A 14,003-nucleotide genomic window follows, 5' to 3' on the forward strand; every position below is an offset into this window, starting at 1 on the left:
CAATTTAAAAGTTTTTAGAAAGCAGGCTGTTTCTATGAAAGAGAGATTGAAAAAAAGACTTGAATTTTTATATAAAGGTGAAAGATTTGCAATTATTATGTTCATCCCACCAGCTTTATTAATTCCTTATGCATACCCTGATTTACAGCTATATTCACTGCTTTCTTTTTGGACATCGTTTTTCTTATTGGAATTTATACTCATTCAGGGGACGTATTATTGGTATTCCAAGTGGAAGCGTCTAACCACCGAGGAGAAGTCAATAACCCCTGTAAGGACTATTAAACACTTAAAGAAATTAAAACCAATAAATATAAGTATCATAATTTTTTCTATTATTATGTTTTTAATCGATCTCTATATTCATTATCCTTTTTTACCGGTTAAGGGATTATTACTAAGCGGGTTTATATTGCTCTTTGCCTTCCTAGAATTTATAAATTACTTCTATGTTCAATTGTCATATGATAATAGGTCTGATCTAAGGTATTTAATAAAAACCAAGAAATTGAAACGCTCTTGTCTAAACCAAGATTTTAAGCATTTCTATCGGAGGGGAATAAAATGAAGAAAAATATTGTGCATATTTTAATTGCAATACTTATCATATCCAATATGATATCATTTTTGAAAATTAACAACCTGCAAAGACAAATAGAAAACACACATGCTGAAATGAATGACTTAAGGTACAGTATAAATGAAAATGTGGATACAATTTACGCAAATGTTGACGAGATGTTAAAACAAAAGGTGAGTCTTATTGAAAGTGCTACTACCGATATAGGCGCAATTAATGTCGAAGAAGTTACGGTGCCTATTACATTTACGCTTACACCAAAAGAAGTCAGTAAAAGCACTGCTGTCACGCTTGATTTTAATGGTGAATCATTTCCTATGGAGAGAAATGGTGACACCTTCCTCACAACTGTTTCCCGTGATGTTTTTGAAGATGCATTGCCTAAAATTATAATTAATGATAGTGGTCTAAAAAAAATCACACAAGACGACCGAATCGGTATTTGGAATATTAAAGAGACAATTTTCCCAACGCTCATACCAAGTTTCGGAGGTGAAATGAGTTATGGCGATGATACGTTTAGAAGAAAAGGAAGTCTTTTTGCAGACGTCAATGAAGTGGTCGCAGAATTAAAGTTCACTAGTATACGCCTTGTAATTGATGTAGATGATGAATTGATTTCTGATGAGACAATCCCAAACTATGCACTCTCGAACGGTTACGAATTGGAAGAGGAAACGCCTATCAGTAATGGGCAGGTTTATACGATGAAAGTAATAGCCAACGACAGTATAGGCTTTGAACATCACTATATTGTAGAGCAGTGGGTTGCAGGTACTAATTCTCCTGATGAAATAATAGATCACGAGCAAATTTACTCTGCTGATGGAAAGCTCCTTTGGGAAACCCATTACGATTAAAAATGGAAGTAAGAACATCTTTCGCAAAATGAGCATTATCTTAATTTTATCATGTGACATACCATTTATATAATATACAGTTACTTTATTCAGCAAACTAGGCGCGATTGTTGTACAAACTTTATGCCATTAACTGGCCATTTTACGCAACAATACTTTATAAGTAAATTAGTTTGTGATGAATTGAAAGGAGGTATGTTATTGAGAAAAACACTAATTCTTTCATCGATACTTGTTGTTATTTTTGGCATAGTATTGAATTTTCCAGAGTTTTTAATGGGAAGTCCTGCATCTATTAAGAATTTAATTGTCACACTTATATATATAATCGTTTGGACACTCATTTTTAAAATTAATTCGACTAGTAAAAATGATAAAGTAATGAAGTTTTATGCTATGTTTTGGATATTAACATTACTTTCCGCCATTATTACGGGGTATGTTTATATCACAAATGCAATTGTCGATTGGGCAATACCTTTTGCAATCGTGTTTTTGACTCAATGGTATGGTATTACTTTTTTTACTGAAAGTTTTTTAGTTTCATCTGTAATAATAATGATAGCTTCTTTAATTATGATTATTATGACTTTCTTATCTATTAAAAAGCTAAATGAGTAAGCATTATTTTATTAACGGCTTTCAATAATCGGGTGCGATTGTTGCACAAGTTTTATGCCATTAACGGGCCATTTTATTGAATCATTACTTAAACTAACAGGGACAAATTGTTGAATGTTGATTTAAGGAGGGGCTATTCTTTGAATAAAATAAACAAGAATCATATTGTCTTGAGTTTATTGCTTTGTTTTTTAGTACCACTTTTTATACCGAGCTCTTTATCTACCGATGGGAAGGAAAGTTATGTGTATGGACTTCCGTTAGAATATGTAACGATATATCAGCAGAATCCAAACAGTGGCTGGTTTTTCGATAATTTTTTCAATGGAAATACAGGTTTGGCAATAAATCCTGGTACTTTTGCAATTAATGTAATTATAGTTTACTTGATAATAAGATTTATCAGCAGTAGATTTTATAAGAAAAACAAATCTATTTAGAAGCACTTGATATTCACTAAACGGGTGCGATTGTTGCCCAAAACTTATGCCATTAACGGGGCATTTAGCAGAGCAAGGACTAATTTTTTTAGAATAGGAAAAAGGGAGGATAGATTATTATGAAGTTTATATCATTTACTGCTATGTCGAACAAAAGTTTAGATCGTAAAGTTAACGACTTTCTTGATTCTCATTCTGGAATCGAAGTAATTGATATTAAATTTACCGCCAGCTTTGGAAGTATCTTTGCGGCAATTTTATATCGCTAATAGGAGCCGAATTACTTATCTGCAATCGGGTGCGATTGTTGAAGAAATTTTATGCCATTAACAGGCCATTTTGCACAAGAAGATAATATATTATTTGGGGGGATTAAAATGGATTTGTTATTGGTATCTGTTGCACTTTTATTTTCTGGGGGAGCGTTTCTCTATTCCTCTGAAATAAAAAAGGAGAATGAAAAACTGAAAGAAAGGATTGAAAAAATAGAAGAAGCAATTAAATAATGCCGTAATCGGGTGCGATTGTTGTACAAATTTTATGCCATTAACGGGCCATTTAGCTGAACAATGATAAATAACTACAAAGGAGCAAGTATATGGATTATATCTTTCTAATCACAGGGGCGTTTTTAATGCCTGTTTTGTGCATTGTATTTTGTTTGAATTTGGTTTCTATATTGAAAAAGGTAAAACACGAAGAGAAAACTACAGTCAATACTTTTTGGCTTACAATATCGTTTACTCTTATTATGTGGAGCATTGCAATGCTAGCAGGAGGCATTAATAATTAAGCAAACGGGCGCGTTTGCAGCATAGCAGTGTACTAGAATCGGGCCAGTTTAGTTGAAGAAGGAATTTATACTTTTTAGTCTAATTATTTTATACAGACGCATTAAAGGAGGGCTTTAGATGAATATTACCATTCGTAAGATGCACTACGATGATACAAAACAAGTTCAAAGCATAGCGAAAACAACTTGGAATGCCACATATGAGGGCATAATTCCCTTAGAAGTACAAAAAAATTTCTTAAAATTAAATTACAGTGATGAAAGTATGAAACAACGTATAGAACGTTCTATTGTTTATGTTGCAGAAGTTGAGGGAAAGTTGTCGGTTTTGCAAACTATTCCACAGTAAGGGATGGTGGAAAGGTCGAATTGGCGGCTATTTATCTTTATCCAGAATTCCAGGGTAGAGGGATTGGTACTGCTTTGATACAACAAGCGGTTAAAGAATTAGAAGGTATAAAAGAAATTTATATAAACGTCGAAAAAGATAATAAGATTGGCATGAACTTTTATGAAGCTAAAGGGTTTGAAATAGTTAAAGAATTTGATAAAGAGTTCGATGGACATATCTTAAAACAAGTACGAATGGTAAAAAAGTTTAATTATTAAGCTAACGGGTGCGATTGTTGAATAAAAAATTTGATAGCATCTAATTAATAAACCCTTTTATTTGTAAGTTAACAAATTACATTAATATGTTTTTAACTTACAAATTAAGATTTACATCCCTAATTGCTGGTATATTGGTAAGGCGAAGCCCCCAATTCATGTGTCAATTGGGGATTTTTTTAACGGTGAACTAGTAACAACAGGCCAATTACTTGGAAAGGTCGGGTATTCTGAAAGTATGTTGAACCTCACTTGCATATAAATGTGGAATTAGATGGTGTAGGGTTGCCGATTTATTACTGGTGAGAAATTGACTAAAACCGCTAGAAAGGATTAAGTGCATGAAGAATAAAGTGTGGCTGTTTATTGTAATCGGTTTATTGATCGCGATCGGAATAGGCGGCAAAACATTTGTGGACAACCAAAGAAATCAAAAAGCAGAAGAAGCGTTAATTGAAGCAGAAAGAATGTCCGTAGTAGCACTGAAGAATACTTTTGCAGATATAAAATCTGTGGAATTTGAAAAGAGTCAATATAATAAAAGGACCGGTTATTATTCAATGATTGTTAAAATGACAAACGTTGACGCAGACTTTGTTGTATTTGATTATATATTCACGACGAACAGGCCCCATGAAATTGAAGGTTGGGGAGTTATTGATAAAGAAAAAGTTCAGAAAAGAGGCGAAACCAATAGCAAAGTAAAAGTGGTTTACACTAACGGAAGTGAGGAAGAAATATAATGACGCTCCTTATCTAGTAAATAATTCACAGGAAGGATTAGATATATGAAGAAAATAGTGTGGCTGCTATTTGTAGTTAGTTTACTACTAGTGATTGGAATAGGTTGGAATGTGGTAATGGATAACCAGAAGGAACAAAAACATAATAAAGGTCTAACAGATAAAAGTGAAGAAGCAATTTTTCAATATAAAAGTAACGAAGAAAAAATAGTCATGGATGTATTAGCTACATACAAAGAAATTGATACGATAGAGTTCGTAGATGTTGGTGAAAATGAAATGACTGGCGGGACACATTATGCCTTTGAATTAAATGGTGTTAAAGGATTTTCATACTACTTTATAGAGAATGAGATGTATGGAGATGAATCGATTGTAATAGAAGAAATTAAAGAAAGAGAAGTAAAATTGACTGATAGAAAAGAGTTATTAGCTTTAAAAGATAAGGTCAAAGTACTTTATGGGGGATGGGAGGTTATCGAAAAACAAAGGGATAGCGAAGTAATAAGTGATCAAATTGAAGCAGAGAGAATGTCTGTCGTCGCGCTGAAAAATACATTTGCAGATATAAGGTCTGTAGAATTTAAAAAGACTGGATATAACGAAAAGACAGGTTCATATAGATTGTTTGTTGCAATGACAAATCAAAAAAATGAAACTGTAAATTTTTCGTTCAGTTTTTCACAAGAATCGCCTAGTGAAACAGGTGGCTATATAGTGGAAGACGAAAAGATACAAGTTGAAGGTATCACAACAAATAAAGTCCAAGTCATTTATTCGAATAAAGAAGAAGAAGAAATATAACGCTTTCTGTAGCGCGTATATGAATCACAGGAAGGATTAATATATGAAGAAAATAATAGGGTTGTTTATTGGAATAGGCATATTAATCGTGATCGGAATTGGTGGGATAGTTTACATGGATAATAATGAAGGCGTACATATGAAATCGGATCCGAACTCATTACTCAAACAAGAACAACTTGCTTTATATATTGCTCGAAATTATGAAAGTGTAAAAGAAATTAAGTTTGAAAATACATATGAGGTTAAAAAAACTGGAACATGGCATGTATTATAGCTTGGGATACCAACCATTCTAAATCACATTCGACTTCAGAAAAATATAAAAACCCATCTACTGAGAGAGCGGTACTTTATTGATAGTCAACAAATGTCCTTCTTGCAGTAAAAGTTGCTTTGGATCAACAATCTCGTGTAATTGTAAGTTAGACTTTTTCTGTACTCTTAATTCAACTAGATTCGAATTTAATAAATGAGCTACTTGCACTGTACAAACTTTATGAGCTGCGGTGTAATTACGAATATATTGTAGTAATTCACGTAGCTCCCACGCTTTTTCAACACCATTAAAAATCTCTCTCTGAACTGGATAATAGAAACCTGGAATCATCCACGGTTCTGTCTCTACAAAATCAAGCGAAGCATTACCTAATCCCAATTTCTGGTCTGATGCTAAATAATAATAATTCGTCATTTTACTACCTCACTTTACTTATCTAACCCGTCAGCTCTATTCATCAATCCTGTCCGTTGAAATTAATCAAAACTATATTACAAGTATAACATTATTGTTTTCAAAAACTCTTAATAAGTAATAGGCATTCACCTATATTTGCCTAGATGAATATCTTATTTGGAATGCTATTTTTAGGGGGAATCGGTGTGGGATACTATGTTACTGTAGAACCAGGCGTAAAATTATATGTAGAAGATATAAATCCCGAGGGCAGTAAGACGATCGTGTTTTTACATGGCTGGCCTTTAAGCCATAAACAGTTTGAATATCAATTTAATGTTCTTCCTTTTATGGGTTATCGCTGTATCGGAATTGACTGGAGAGGATTTGGAGATTCGGATAAGCCAATCAGTGGATACAATTTTGACCGATTGGCTGATGATATACGTGCAGTAGTTGATGGACTTCAATTAGACAATTTCACTCTTGTAGGTCACTCTACAGGTGGGGCGATTGCGATTCGGTATATGTCTCGACATAATGGTTACGGAGTATCCAACCTAGTACTAATTGACGCCGCAGCTCCTATCGGATTTTCTACAGAAACTGCAACTAGATTCCTTACCGGGGCGTTAAATGACCGTCCTAAGATGATGCGAGAAGTGACAGAGAACTTTTTCTTTCAATATATTACAGACCCATTCTCTGAGTGGTTTCTTCAAATGGGCTTACAAGCGGCAGGTTGGTCAACGGCAGCAATCATCATTACACTAAGAGATGAGAAGCTTTATGCAGATTTGCCAAAAATACTTGTCCCTACCCTAATCGTTCATGGTGTCCACGACAAAGTTATTCCATTTGCACAAGCCCATGAACTAAATCAGCAAATAAAAAATTCACAGCTTGTTCCGTTTCATTACAGCGGGCATGGTCTTTTCTGGGAAGAACGTGATAAATTTAACAAACTATTAAGGAAATTTATTGGTTGATCAACTTCCTTGATAAGGCAGAGGCTCACTACTTTTCAGGTTTTTCACTTTCATTTCTTTGTTTTTGCTTTAACCAATAATCGGGAGCTTCATAATGAATTAAAGAATAATCAAGTTCATCTCCATCAGTTGCTAACTGAATTAGCAAAAACTTCTCCTTATTACTCGGGTGTATAGCTGCTGTTTTTATGTTTATAACCTCTACTCCTGTTCGTTTAGGTGTTCCAACAACAACAACTTGATTTCCTTTTGTATAAACATCTGTGATATTTGTTTGAAACACAACTATATAGAGGTCAAGGTCTGTTTCATTTGTTGCAGTATTCGCAGCAATACCTACATTCTGTGTAAAGTCTAATTCGGCTGAAATTCCAATGGCGTAATAAGGGAATATTCGGTGGAGAGAATAGTATATTCGAGAAGGCATATAGCTCCATCTTCCAGTCGTGCTATGCCAGTGTTCTTCATAGATTGGCCGAATATAATCCGGTTCGCTTTTTATTGCTTCAAAAGGGATTCTTGTTCCTTCTTTTAACACTTCAGAAATAGGGATGACATCGGTAGGGAAATGCACCTCTGTTCCTTTTTCAAATGGAAAAGGTGAATCAAGAATTGTGGTAGGTTCAGGTGGTTCAAGGCTATCTAAACGTTGTTCCAATTCCTGAATTCGTTCATGTTCACCTTTATCGCTATTCGGTTGCGAGAAAGTTAACTCCGTCACTTTTTTATGTATGGACATACTGTAAACAACTAAGATTAAAATGATTGAAAAACAAATTATATAACCGATCCTTGTTTTTAGCATATTCTAATCACCTCACCATATTATCTGCTCTTATGAAGGAGTTATACTAATGCACCCTTTAGTAATGGAACTACTTCCAGAACGATTGTTAGGTAACGATTGTTAGGTACCTGTGCAAGGAAATATTCAATTAATTCACTACAATTGCATAAAACGGGAAATGAGTGCAGACTAAATAACACTTTGTCAAAATTCTAATGAATTTTTATTTGAAGTCGTGAATTGTCATAATTCAACCTTGCACAGGTACCTTAAACGCGTATCAGTATCGTACTAGGACTTGCCCATGTAGGACTAGTCTTTTTCAAAATACAGAGGAGGGATATGAGATGATGGACGCACGTGAGCCGATAATCGTAGAGTTTCCTTTGAGAGGTGAATGGTACTCTCCTAACACGCCAGGGACAAAAATTCCGAGTCACGGCACAAACCAATTAGGATCAAGATATGCTTATGACTTTATTCAAGTGGATTGGGAAAGAAAGGGCTGGCCCGCCTATCGCACTAGTTTGGCGCAATATTTACTTTTTGGAGTTCCTTTAGATGAATATTATTGTTGGGGGGAAGAAGTATTTGCTCCTTGTGACGGAATCATTGTCCAAGCAAAGGACGGTTATAAAGAACGGGCAAGAACTAAATTGCTTTCAGATATGTCTAACGCTTATAAAAACGCTCAGTATTTCGACCCGAAAAAAGACGATATACAATCAGTTGCTGGAAACTACATCATTATAGAATATGCCGACAATGTATATGCTGGATTAGTCCATCTTCAAACAGGGTCAATTCAGGTTTCAGTTGGTCAGCGTGTGAAAAAAGGTGTAGTTATTGGTAGAGTTGGTCATTCAGGTAATTCCTTTGCTCCGCATTTGCATTTTCAACTTATGGATAGTAGCGACATAACTATTGCAAACGGATTGCCTGTTGCTTTTGAACAATACGAAGTATTTAAAAATGGCATATGGAAAAAAGTAAAAAATGGGATTCCAACAAATAAGGATAGAATAAGATTTCAAAAGACTGATAAATGGGAATAAATTAAAACCGCATAAAGGTGTACCGTCAGGAAGGGACTTAGCGTTGTAAACCCGCATTTTCCTAACGGTACCAACCTTTATTTATAGGGGGTATATAATGGAGGTTCAAAAACAAAAAATCAAAAAAGTCTTTGAAAAAATTACTAAAAACAAACAAATATATGAATCAGTGCTACTTATAGAAAACTTTAGTGGAGATTTTTCATGTCATCTTGGGTACGGAGGTAAGAAGACAGATACACCGATCCTAATGGCAAGCATTACAAAGCTGTTCACGAGCACTTGTATTTTTATTTTGAAAGAACAAGGAAAACTGTCACTAGACGACAAAATAGCAAATTACTTTGAAGAAGATACGTTGGGAAGCCTTCATATATACAAGGGGCGAGAGTATACCATGGATCTTACGCTCTCTCATTTATTATTTCATACAAGTGGATTGTCGGATGCCATAGAAGAAGGCAGTAATAAGGCAAAAAAACGTGCAATCAACGAGGATAGGAAAATTAGTATTGATGAAACCATCATGAGAACGAAACAATTGAAACCACACTTTGCACCGGGTATTGGCAAAAGAGCCCATTATGCAAATATAAATTTTGATATACTAGGAAAAATAATTGAAATAGTGACTGATTCAACATTAGGAGATGTTTATAAGCAATTCATCTTCGACCCTTTAGGACTCAAAAATACATATCTTCCGATAGATGAAGATGATTTTGTTCCTAATGTTTATTATAAGGACACCTCCTTTTATCTTCCGAAAACGGTTAGAAGTATTCCCGCCAGTGGCGGTTGTATTTCGACGGCTCATGAATTAATGATATTTATCAAGGCTTTTTTTGGAGGAAGGTTGTTTAATAAAACTGTTTTTAACGAATTGGAAATTAGTAACAAGTTGCAAGTCGCCATGTCCCCCATTCATTACGGTGCCGGATTTATGAAAATTTCTTTGGGTGGTCTTGTGACACTATTTATGGGTAGAGGTGAATTATTGGGTCATTCAGGTTCAACAGGTTCATTTGCGTTTTATCATCCTGCATCGGATTTGTTTTTTGTGGGAGATGTCAATCAAATGGCAAAGCCTGCACTTCCCGTACGATTGGTGATGCGGCTCGCTATGTCTATAAGATAAGAAAACTGATATGATTCTTTACTCTTAAATGAACGATTTTTACCAGTTAGTCGTATTACATATAGACTATTATTTTATGGAGTAGATGCCATGGATGAAAAGGATTTAATTCGACAGGCGAAAAAAGGAGATACATTGGCGCTTTCGAAACTGCTACAACAGAATTATTCGTTCCTCGTAAAGTATTTAATGAAAGTTACCCTTCATCCACAAATCGCGGAAGATTTAGCACAAGAGACGATGATGAAGTGTATTGAAAAAATCCAACTGTACAATGGTGAATCTAAGTTTTCCTCATGGCTCATCACAATCGCAAAGAACCTTTTCATCGATCAACAGCGTAGAAAGAAGCGGGAAAAAAACTGGCTAGAGCAGGAACAAGCGCAAGCGCTCCGAAAAATGAAATGGAATGTAGCCAATATGAAAGAAGAATGGCCCGATGTACTTGATGTACTTGCTCAAATTAATGAAGAAATACGTATGGCAATCGTTTTAAAGCATTATTATGGATATTCATATAAAGAAATTGGGGAAATGATGGGTATTGCAGAAGGAACCGTAAAATCTCGAGTTTCAAATGGTCTAAAATGGGTACGAAAGGAGTTGGCTAAACTTGAACGAGTATGATTCTAAAAATAGTAATTCTATGTTGGATGATGAAGATGAATTAACGGCTCATCAATTAATAGATGGTTTAGAAAAACTGGATCAATGGAATCCAGTATCCACTCCAAACTTACAGTGGTTTCAACAGAATGTTGAATTGGAGAAAAAAAAGATACGTAAAAAACTACGGAAAGAGCTCTTCGCGTTTATCTCTGTTGCAATATTTGTGCTTTCGGTTGTGATTACGGTCGTTTATCGTCAGCCAATTCTCTTTCTCTATTTTCAGCTTGTGGGGATTATCTTATTGCCCTTCGCCCTTAACAACACTAGAAAGAAGGTCAGTAATGAATGAACTTAAACAAACTTAGTAGCACACCGCTTTGGTTATTGATCTTGATTGCATTCATTCTGATTTGCCAGGGCTCATGGATGTTTTGGGATGCACGGAAGAGGGGGCACAATGCTTGGCTATGGGGATTTTTAGGTCTTATTCAATTTCCAACGCATCTTATTATCTATCTAATTTTCGTAAGAAAAGTATTTAAAAGAAAGGTCTCAGGATCAAATTCCTGAGATTTTTTTATTTATTTTTTTCGTGAGTGAACGATTAGACGAATGTAATCGTATTAAGGGTAGGAGGGGAAAAGAATGAATGAACTGTTAAATGAAATCCCATGGGGAGCGATTGTGCCAATTCTTGTCTTACAATTAATTCTTATGATTATCGCATTGGTTTCTTGTATTAAAGAAGAAAAAACGAACGGACCAAAATGGTTGTGGATCCCTATTATTCTCTTTATCCACATAATAGGACCAGTGCTTTATTTTGTTATAGGAAGGAGAAATGATTAATGGCATTATTAAAGGCAAGCGATTTAGTAAAAAAGTTTGGAAATACGAATGCTGTTAAAGGAATCAATTTTCATATTGAGGAAGGCAGGTGCGTGTCATTACTTGGACCAAATGGAGCTGGAAAAACAACGACATTAAAAATGTTATCTGGATTGTTGGAACCGACTTCAGGCCGTATTGATATCAAAGGGGAAAAAGCAAAGGATTTAAGGCAGTATATTGGGTATTTACCTCAATATCCTGCTTTCTATAATTGGATGAGTGGAAAGGAGTTTCTTGTTTTCGCAGGACAATTAGCAAAACTGAATCGTAAAGAAGCAGAAAAAAGTAGTGAAGAATTACTTGAACGCGTGGGCCTAACGAATGCGAAGAAAAGAAAAGTAGGGGGTTATTCTGGTGGAATGAAGCAACGCCTCGGATTGGCACAGGCACTCATTCATCGTCCCAAATTACTTATTTTAGATGAGCCTGTTTCAGCACTCGATCCACTTGGGAGGCGGGAAGTGTTGGAAATGATGAGAGAGATTAAAGAGGAAACAACAATTCTCTTCTCAACTCATGTCCTTCACGATGCAGAAGAAATAAGTGACGACATTCTTATCATGCATGACGGGGAAATTGCGATATCAGGTAGTCTGGGAAGTGTAATGGAAGAGTATCGACAACCTATTTTACAAATTGAATTCGAATCACAGGCTACAGATTGGCTAAAGAGCATAGAAAGTTATAGCTTTGTCTCTGAAGTAAACACTCAAGGTAATAAAACAAGCATCGTATTAAAAGATATGGTAAATGGGAAGCACACATTATTAAAAGATATCGTAGATAGAAAACTTCCGATTCGTAAGTTCGAGATTTCTCAAACGACATTAGAAGATTTATTTATGAAAGTGGTGAAGGCATGACGCAGTGGACTGTTCTTTATCGAAAAGAAATGACGGAAATGGTGCGAAATTATAAATTTTTATGGATTCCCATCGTCTTTATTTTGCTAGGTGTCATGGAGCCGGTTAGCTCGTATTATATGCCGGAAATTTTGGCCAATTTCGGCGGTCTTCCAGAAGGTACAATCCTTGAAATGCCTACGCCATCCGGGGAAGAAGTATTAATGAGCGTTCTATCTCAATATGGGTTACTTGGTGTACTCATTCTTGTTTTGAGTGCAATGGGTGTTGTTGCTGCAGAAAGACAGAGTGGAGTAGCAGGTATGGTTATGATTAAACCAGTTCCTTATTCCACGTATATATTATCGAAATGGGCTGGGTTACTTACAATTACACTCATTTCATTGTTTATCGGATATGTAGCTTCATGGTATTATACGAGTTTACTTATTGAAACAGTTGCTTTTGAGCGCGTTTTTCAAAGTGTAGCGATCTACAGCATATGGTTAGTTTTTGTTGTTACATTGACGCTCTTTTTTAGTACGTTAATGAAAGGAAATGGCAGTGTCGCTTTTGTTACAATTTTTATGGTCTTTGCCATTTCGACGGTTACATCCATTCTAGGAAGCTATATGAAATGGAGTCCGGCTACGATGACAGAGCACACAGGAAAGGTCCTGCTGTCAGGAGAACTAGATTCTAGTTTCTGGCTAGCTTTTATTACAACTTTTGCGATTATCATCGTCGTTCTTATCTCATCCATACAAATCTTTAAGCAAAAAGAGTTATTGGAATAAAAAGGGTATACTGCCGTGTGAATACGGATTGTTTAAGGATCAAAGGAAAAGGATATTGCTAGGCGCTCTATCATTTTAATTATCATTATCATGATAATGATAATTAAAATGAAGATTGAAAAGGAACCCATTACTGCCGTTAGAATTATTCTACCCACTATGTATTCCCTTCCTATAAGCTTAATTTCCTCATACCTTTGATAGAATTAAGTTTATAGGTGATAATTAGAAGAAGTAAACGATAGAAAATAAGTCTAGAATGATTGACTTCATTTTTGGTTTATTTTGAACCGTATTTTGATAAGCTTTTCTTGCAAATAAATCACAGGAAGGATTAAATGCATGAAGAAAAAGTATGGCTGTTAATTGTTGTAATAGGTTTATTACTAGTGATTGGAATAGTAGTGAAAGTGGTTATGGATAACCAAAGGGATAGGGAAGTAACAAGTGAGCAAAAAGTAGAAGAGGAGTTAATTGAAGCAGAGAGAATGTCCGTCGTCGCGCTGAAAAATACTTGCAGATATAAGGTCTGTAGAATTTGAAAAGACTGGATATAATGAAATGACTGGCTCATATAGAATGTTTGTTAAAATGACAAATCATAAAAATGAATCTGTAAATTTTTCGTTTAGTTTTTGGAAGGAATCTCCTGGTGAAACAGGTGGTTATGTAGTGGAAGACGAAAAGATACAAGTTGAAGGTATCACAACAAATAAAGTCCAAGTCATTTATTCGAATAAAGAAGAAGAAGAAATATAACGCTTTCTGT

At 35.1% G+C, this 14,003-nt stretch carries 21 protein-coding genes and 1 pseudogene; 20 read left to right on the forward strand and 2 right to left on the reverse strand.

Annotated features, from left to right (window positions below):
* The first annotated feature begins 34 nt into the window (after positions 1–34).
* The 10 genes and pseudogenes from J4G36_RS18400 (at position 35) to J4G36_RS00900 (ending at position 5,727) form a co-directional block, all read left to right on the forward strand.
* Positions 35–568 (forward strand): general stress protein, encoded by a 534-nt coding sequence (locus J4G36_RS18400; protein ID WP_246880355.1) that lies wholly within the window; start codon positions 35–37, stop codon positions 566–568.
* The gene (locus J4G36_RS00865; protein ID WP_210467942.1) at positions 565–1,440 is read left to right on the forward strand and encodes a hypothetical protein; all 876 of its coding nucleotides are present in this window, start codon (positions 565–567) and stop codon (positions 1,438–1,440) included. Before J4G36_RS18400 ends, J4G36_RS00865 begins: the two co-directional genes overlap by 4 nt.
* Positions 1,441–1,641: 201 nt before the next feature.
* Positions 1,642–2,061, forward strand: coding sequence for a hypothetical protein (locus tag J4G36_RS00870; protein ID WP_210467943.1), 420 nt, complete (start codon positions 1,642–1,644; stop codon positions 2,059–2,061).
* A gap of 140 nt (positions 2,062–2,201) precedes the next feature.
* Positions 2,202–2,501, forward strand: a complete 300-nt coding sequence (locus tag J4G36_RS00875; RefSeq protein WP_210467944.1) for a hypothetical protein — start codon at positions 2,202–2,204, stop codon at positions 2,499–2,501.
* A gap of 143 nt (positions 2,502–2,644) precedes the next feature.
* On the forward strand, positions 2,645–2,770 hold the full coding sequence (locus J4G36_RS18640; protein WP_256439535.1) for a hypothetical protein: 126 nt from the start codon (positions 2,645–2,647) through the stop codon (positions 2,768–2,770).
* A 51-nt stretch (positions 2,771–2,821) separates the two neighbouring features.
* Positions 2,822–3,007: a hypothetical protein gene (locus J4G36_RS00880; RefSeq protein ID WP_210467945.1), complete on the forward strand. Its 186-nt coding sequence runs from the start codon at positions 2,822–2,824 to the stop codon at positions 3,005–3,007.
* Between the two features lie 405 nt (positions 3,008–3,412).
* Positions 3,413–3,903 (forward strand): annotated as a pseudogene (locus J4G36_RS00885) (GNAT family N-acetyltransferase).
* A 341-nt stretch (positions 3,904–4,244) separates the two neighbouring features.
* Positions 4,245–4,646: a hypothetical protein gene (locus tag J4G36_RS00890; RefSeq protein WP_210467946.1), complete on the forward strand. Its 402-nt coding sequence runs from the start codon at positions 4,245–4,247 to the stop codon at positions 4,644–4,646.
* A 45-nt stretch (positions 4,647–4,691) separates the two neighbouring features.
* Positions 4,692–5,450 carry a hypothetical protein gene (locus tag J4G36_RS00895; protein ID WP_210467947.1) on the forward strand — a complete coding sequence of 253 codons (759 nt, stop codon included), beginning with the start codon at positions 4,692–4,694 and terminating at the stop codon, positions 5,448–5,450.
* A gap of 43 nt (positions 5,451–5,493) precedes the next feature.
* Positions 5,494–5,727 (forward strand): hypothetical protein, encoded by a 234-nt coding sequence (locus tag J4G36_RS00900; RefSeq protein ID WP_210467948.1) that lies wholly within the window; start codon positions 5,494–5,496, stop codon positions 5,725–5,727.
* Between the two features lie 57 nt (positions 5,728–5,784).
* Here the strand turns inward: J4G36_RS00900 and J4G36_RS00905 are convergent, their stop codons facing one another.
* Complete coding sequence (locus J4G36_RS00905) at positions 5,785–6,144, reverse strand: hypothetical protein (protein WP_210467949.1); 360 nt, start codon at positions 6,142–6,144, stop codon at positions 5,785–5,787.
* Positions 6,145–6,332: 188 nt separating this feature from the next.
* Here J4G36_RS00905 and J4G36_RS00910 point away from each other — a divergent pair, with 188 nt between their 5' ends.
* On the forward strand, positions 6,333–7,115 hold the full coding sequence (locus J4G36_RS00910) for an alpha/beta fold hydrolase (RefSeq protein WP_210467950.1): 783 nt from the start codon (positions 6,333–6,335) through the stop codon (positions 7,113–7,115).
* Between the two features lie 28 nt (positions 7,116–7,143).
* On the opposite strand, the gene J4G36_RS00915 is transcribed toward J4G36_RS00910, so the two are convergent.
* Positions 7,144–7,920: a hypothetical protein gene (locus tag J4G36_RS00915; protein ID WP_246880356.1), complete on the reverse strand. Its 777-nt coding sequence runs from the start codon at positions 7,918–7,920 to the stop codon at positions 7,144–7,146.
* Positions 7,921–8,249: 329 nt separating this feature from the next.
* Here J4G36_RS00915 and J4G36_RS00920 point away from each other — a divergent pair, with 329 nt between their 5' ends.
* From J4G36_RS00920 to J4G36_RS18415, 9 genes are all read left to right on the forward strand, one after another.
* On the forward strand, positions 8,250–8,957 hold the full coding sequence (locus tag J4G36_RS00920; RefSeq protein WP_210467951.1) for a M23 family metallopeptidase: 708 nt from the start codon (positions 8,250–8,252) through the stop codon (positions 8,955–8,957).
* 97 nt (positions 8,958–9,054) lie between these two features.
* Positions 9,055–10,095 carry a serine hydrolase domain-containing protein gene (locus J4G36_RS00925; protein WP_210467952.1) on the forward strand — a complete coding sequence of 347 codons (1,041 nt, stop codon included), beginning with the start codon at positions 9,055–9,057 and terminating at the stop codon, positions 10,093–10,095.
* A gap of 90 nt (positions 10,096–10,185) precedes the next feature.
* Positions 10,186–10,722, forward strand: coding sequence for an RNA polymerase sigma factor SigY (sigY, locus tag J4G36_RS00930; protein WP_210467953.1), 537 nt, complete (start codon positions 10,186–10,188; stop codon positions 10,720–10,722).
* The gene (locus J4G36_RS00935) at positions 10,709–11,053 is read left to right on the forward strand and encodes a YxlC family protein (RefSeq protein ID WP_210467954.1); all 345 of its coding nucleotides are present in this window, start codon (positions 10,709–10,711) and stop codon (positions 11,051–11,053) included. The genes sigY and J4G36_RS00935 overlap by 14 nt, the downstream gene beginning before the upstream one ends.
* A 296-nt stretch (positions 11,054–11,349) precedes the next feature.
* Complete coding sequence (locus J4G36_RS00940; RefSeq protein WP_210467955.1) at positions 11,350–11,553, forward strand: PLD nuclease N-terminal domain-containing protein; 204 nt, start codon at positions 11,350–11,352, stop codon at positions 11,551–11,553.
* Complete coding sequence (locus J4G36_RS00945) at positions 11,553–12,458, forward strand: ABC transporter ATP-binding protein (RefSeq protein ID WP_210467956.1); 906 nt, start codon at positions 11,553–11,555, stop codon at positions 12,456–12,458. Before J4G36_RS00940 ends, J4G36_RS00945 begins: the two co-directional genes overlap by 1 nt.
* Entirely contained in the window at positions 12,455–13,234 is a 780-nt protein-coding gene (locus J4G36_RS00950; RefSeq protein ID WP_210467957.1) for an ABC transporter permease, read from the forward strand. The genes J4G36_RS00945 and J4G36_RS00950 overlap by 4 nt, the downstream gene beginning before the upstream one ends.
* Positions 13,235–13,572: 338 nt before the next feature.
* Complete coding sequence (locus J4G36_RS18410; protein ID WP_246880358.1) at positions 13,573–13,776, forward strand: hypothetical protein; 204 nt, start codon at positions 13,573–13,575, stop codon at positions 13,774–13,776.
* A gap of 49 nt (positions 13,777–13,825) precedes the next feature.
* Positions 13,826–13,993 (forward strand): hypothetical protein, encoded by a 168-nt coding sequence (locus tag J4G36_RS18415; protein WP_246880359.1) that lies wholly within the window; start codon positions 13,826–13,828, stop codon positions 13,991–13,993.
* The last annotated feature ends 10 nt before the right edge of the window (positions 13,994–14,003 follow it).

Origin of the sequence: Sporosarcina sp. 6E9 (assembly GCF_017921835.1) — a bacterium.
GTDB lineage: Bacteria > Bacillota > Bacilli > Bacillales_A > Planococcaceae > Sporosarcina.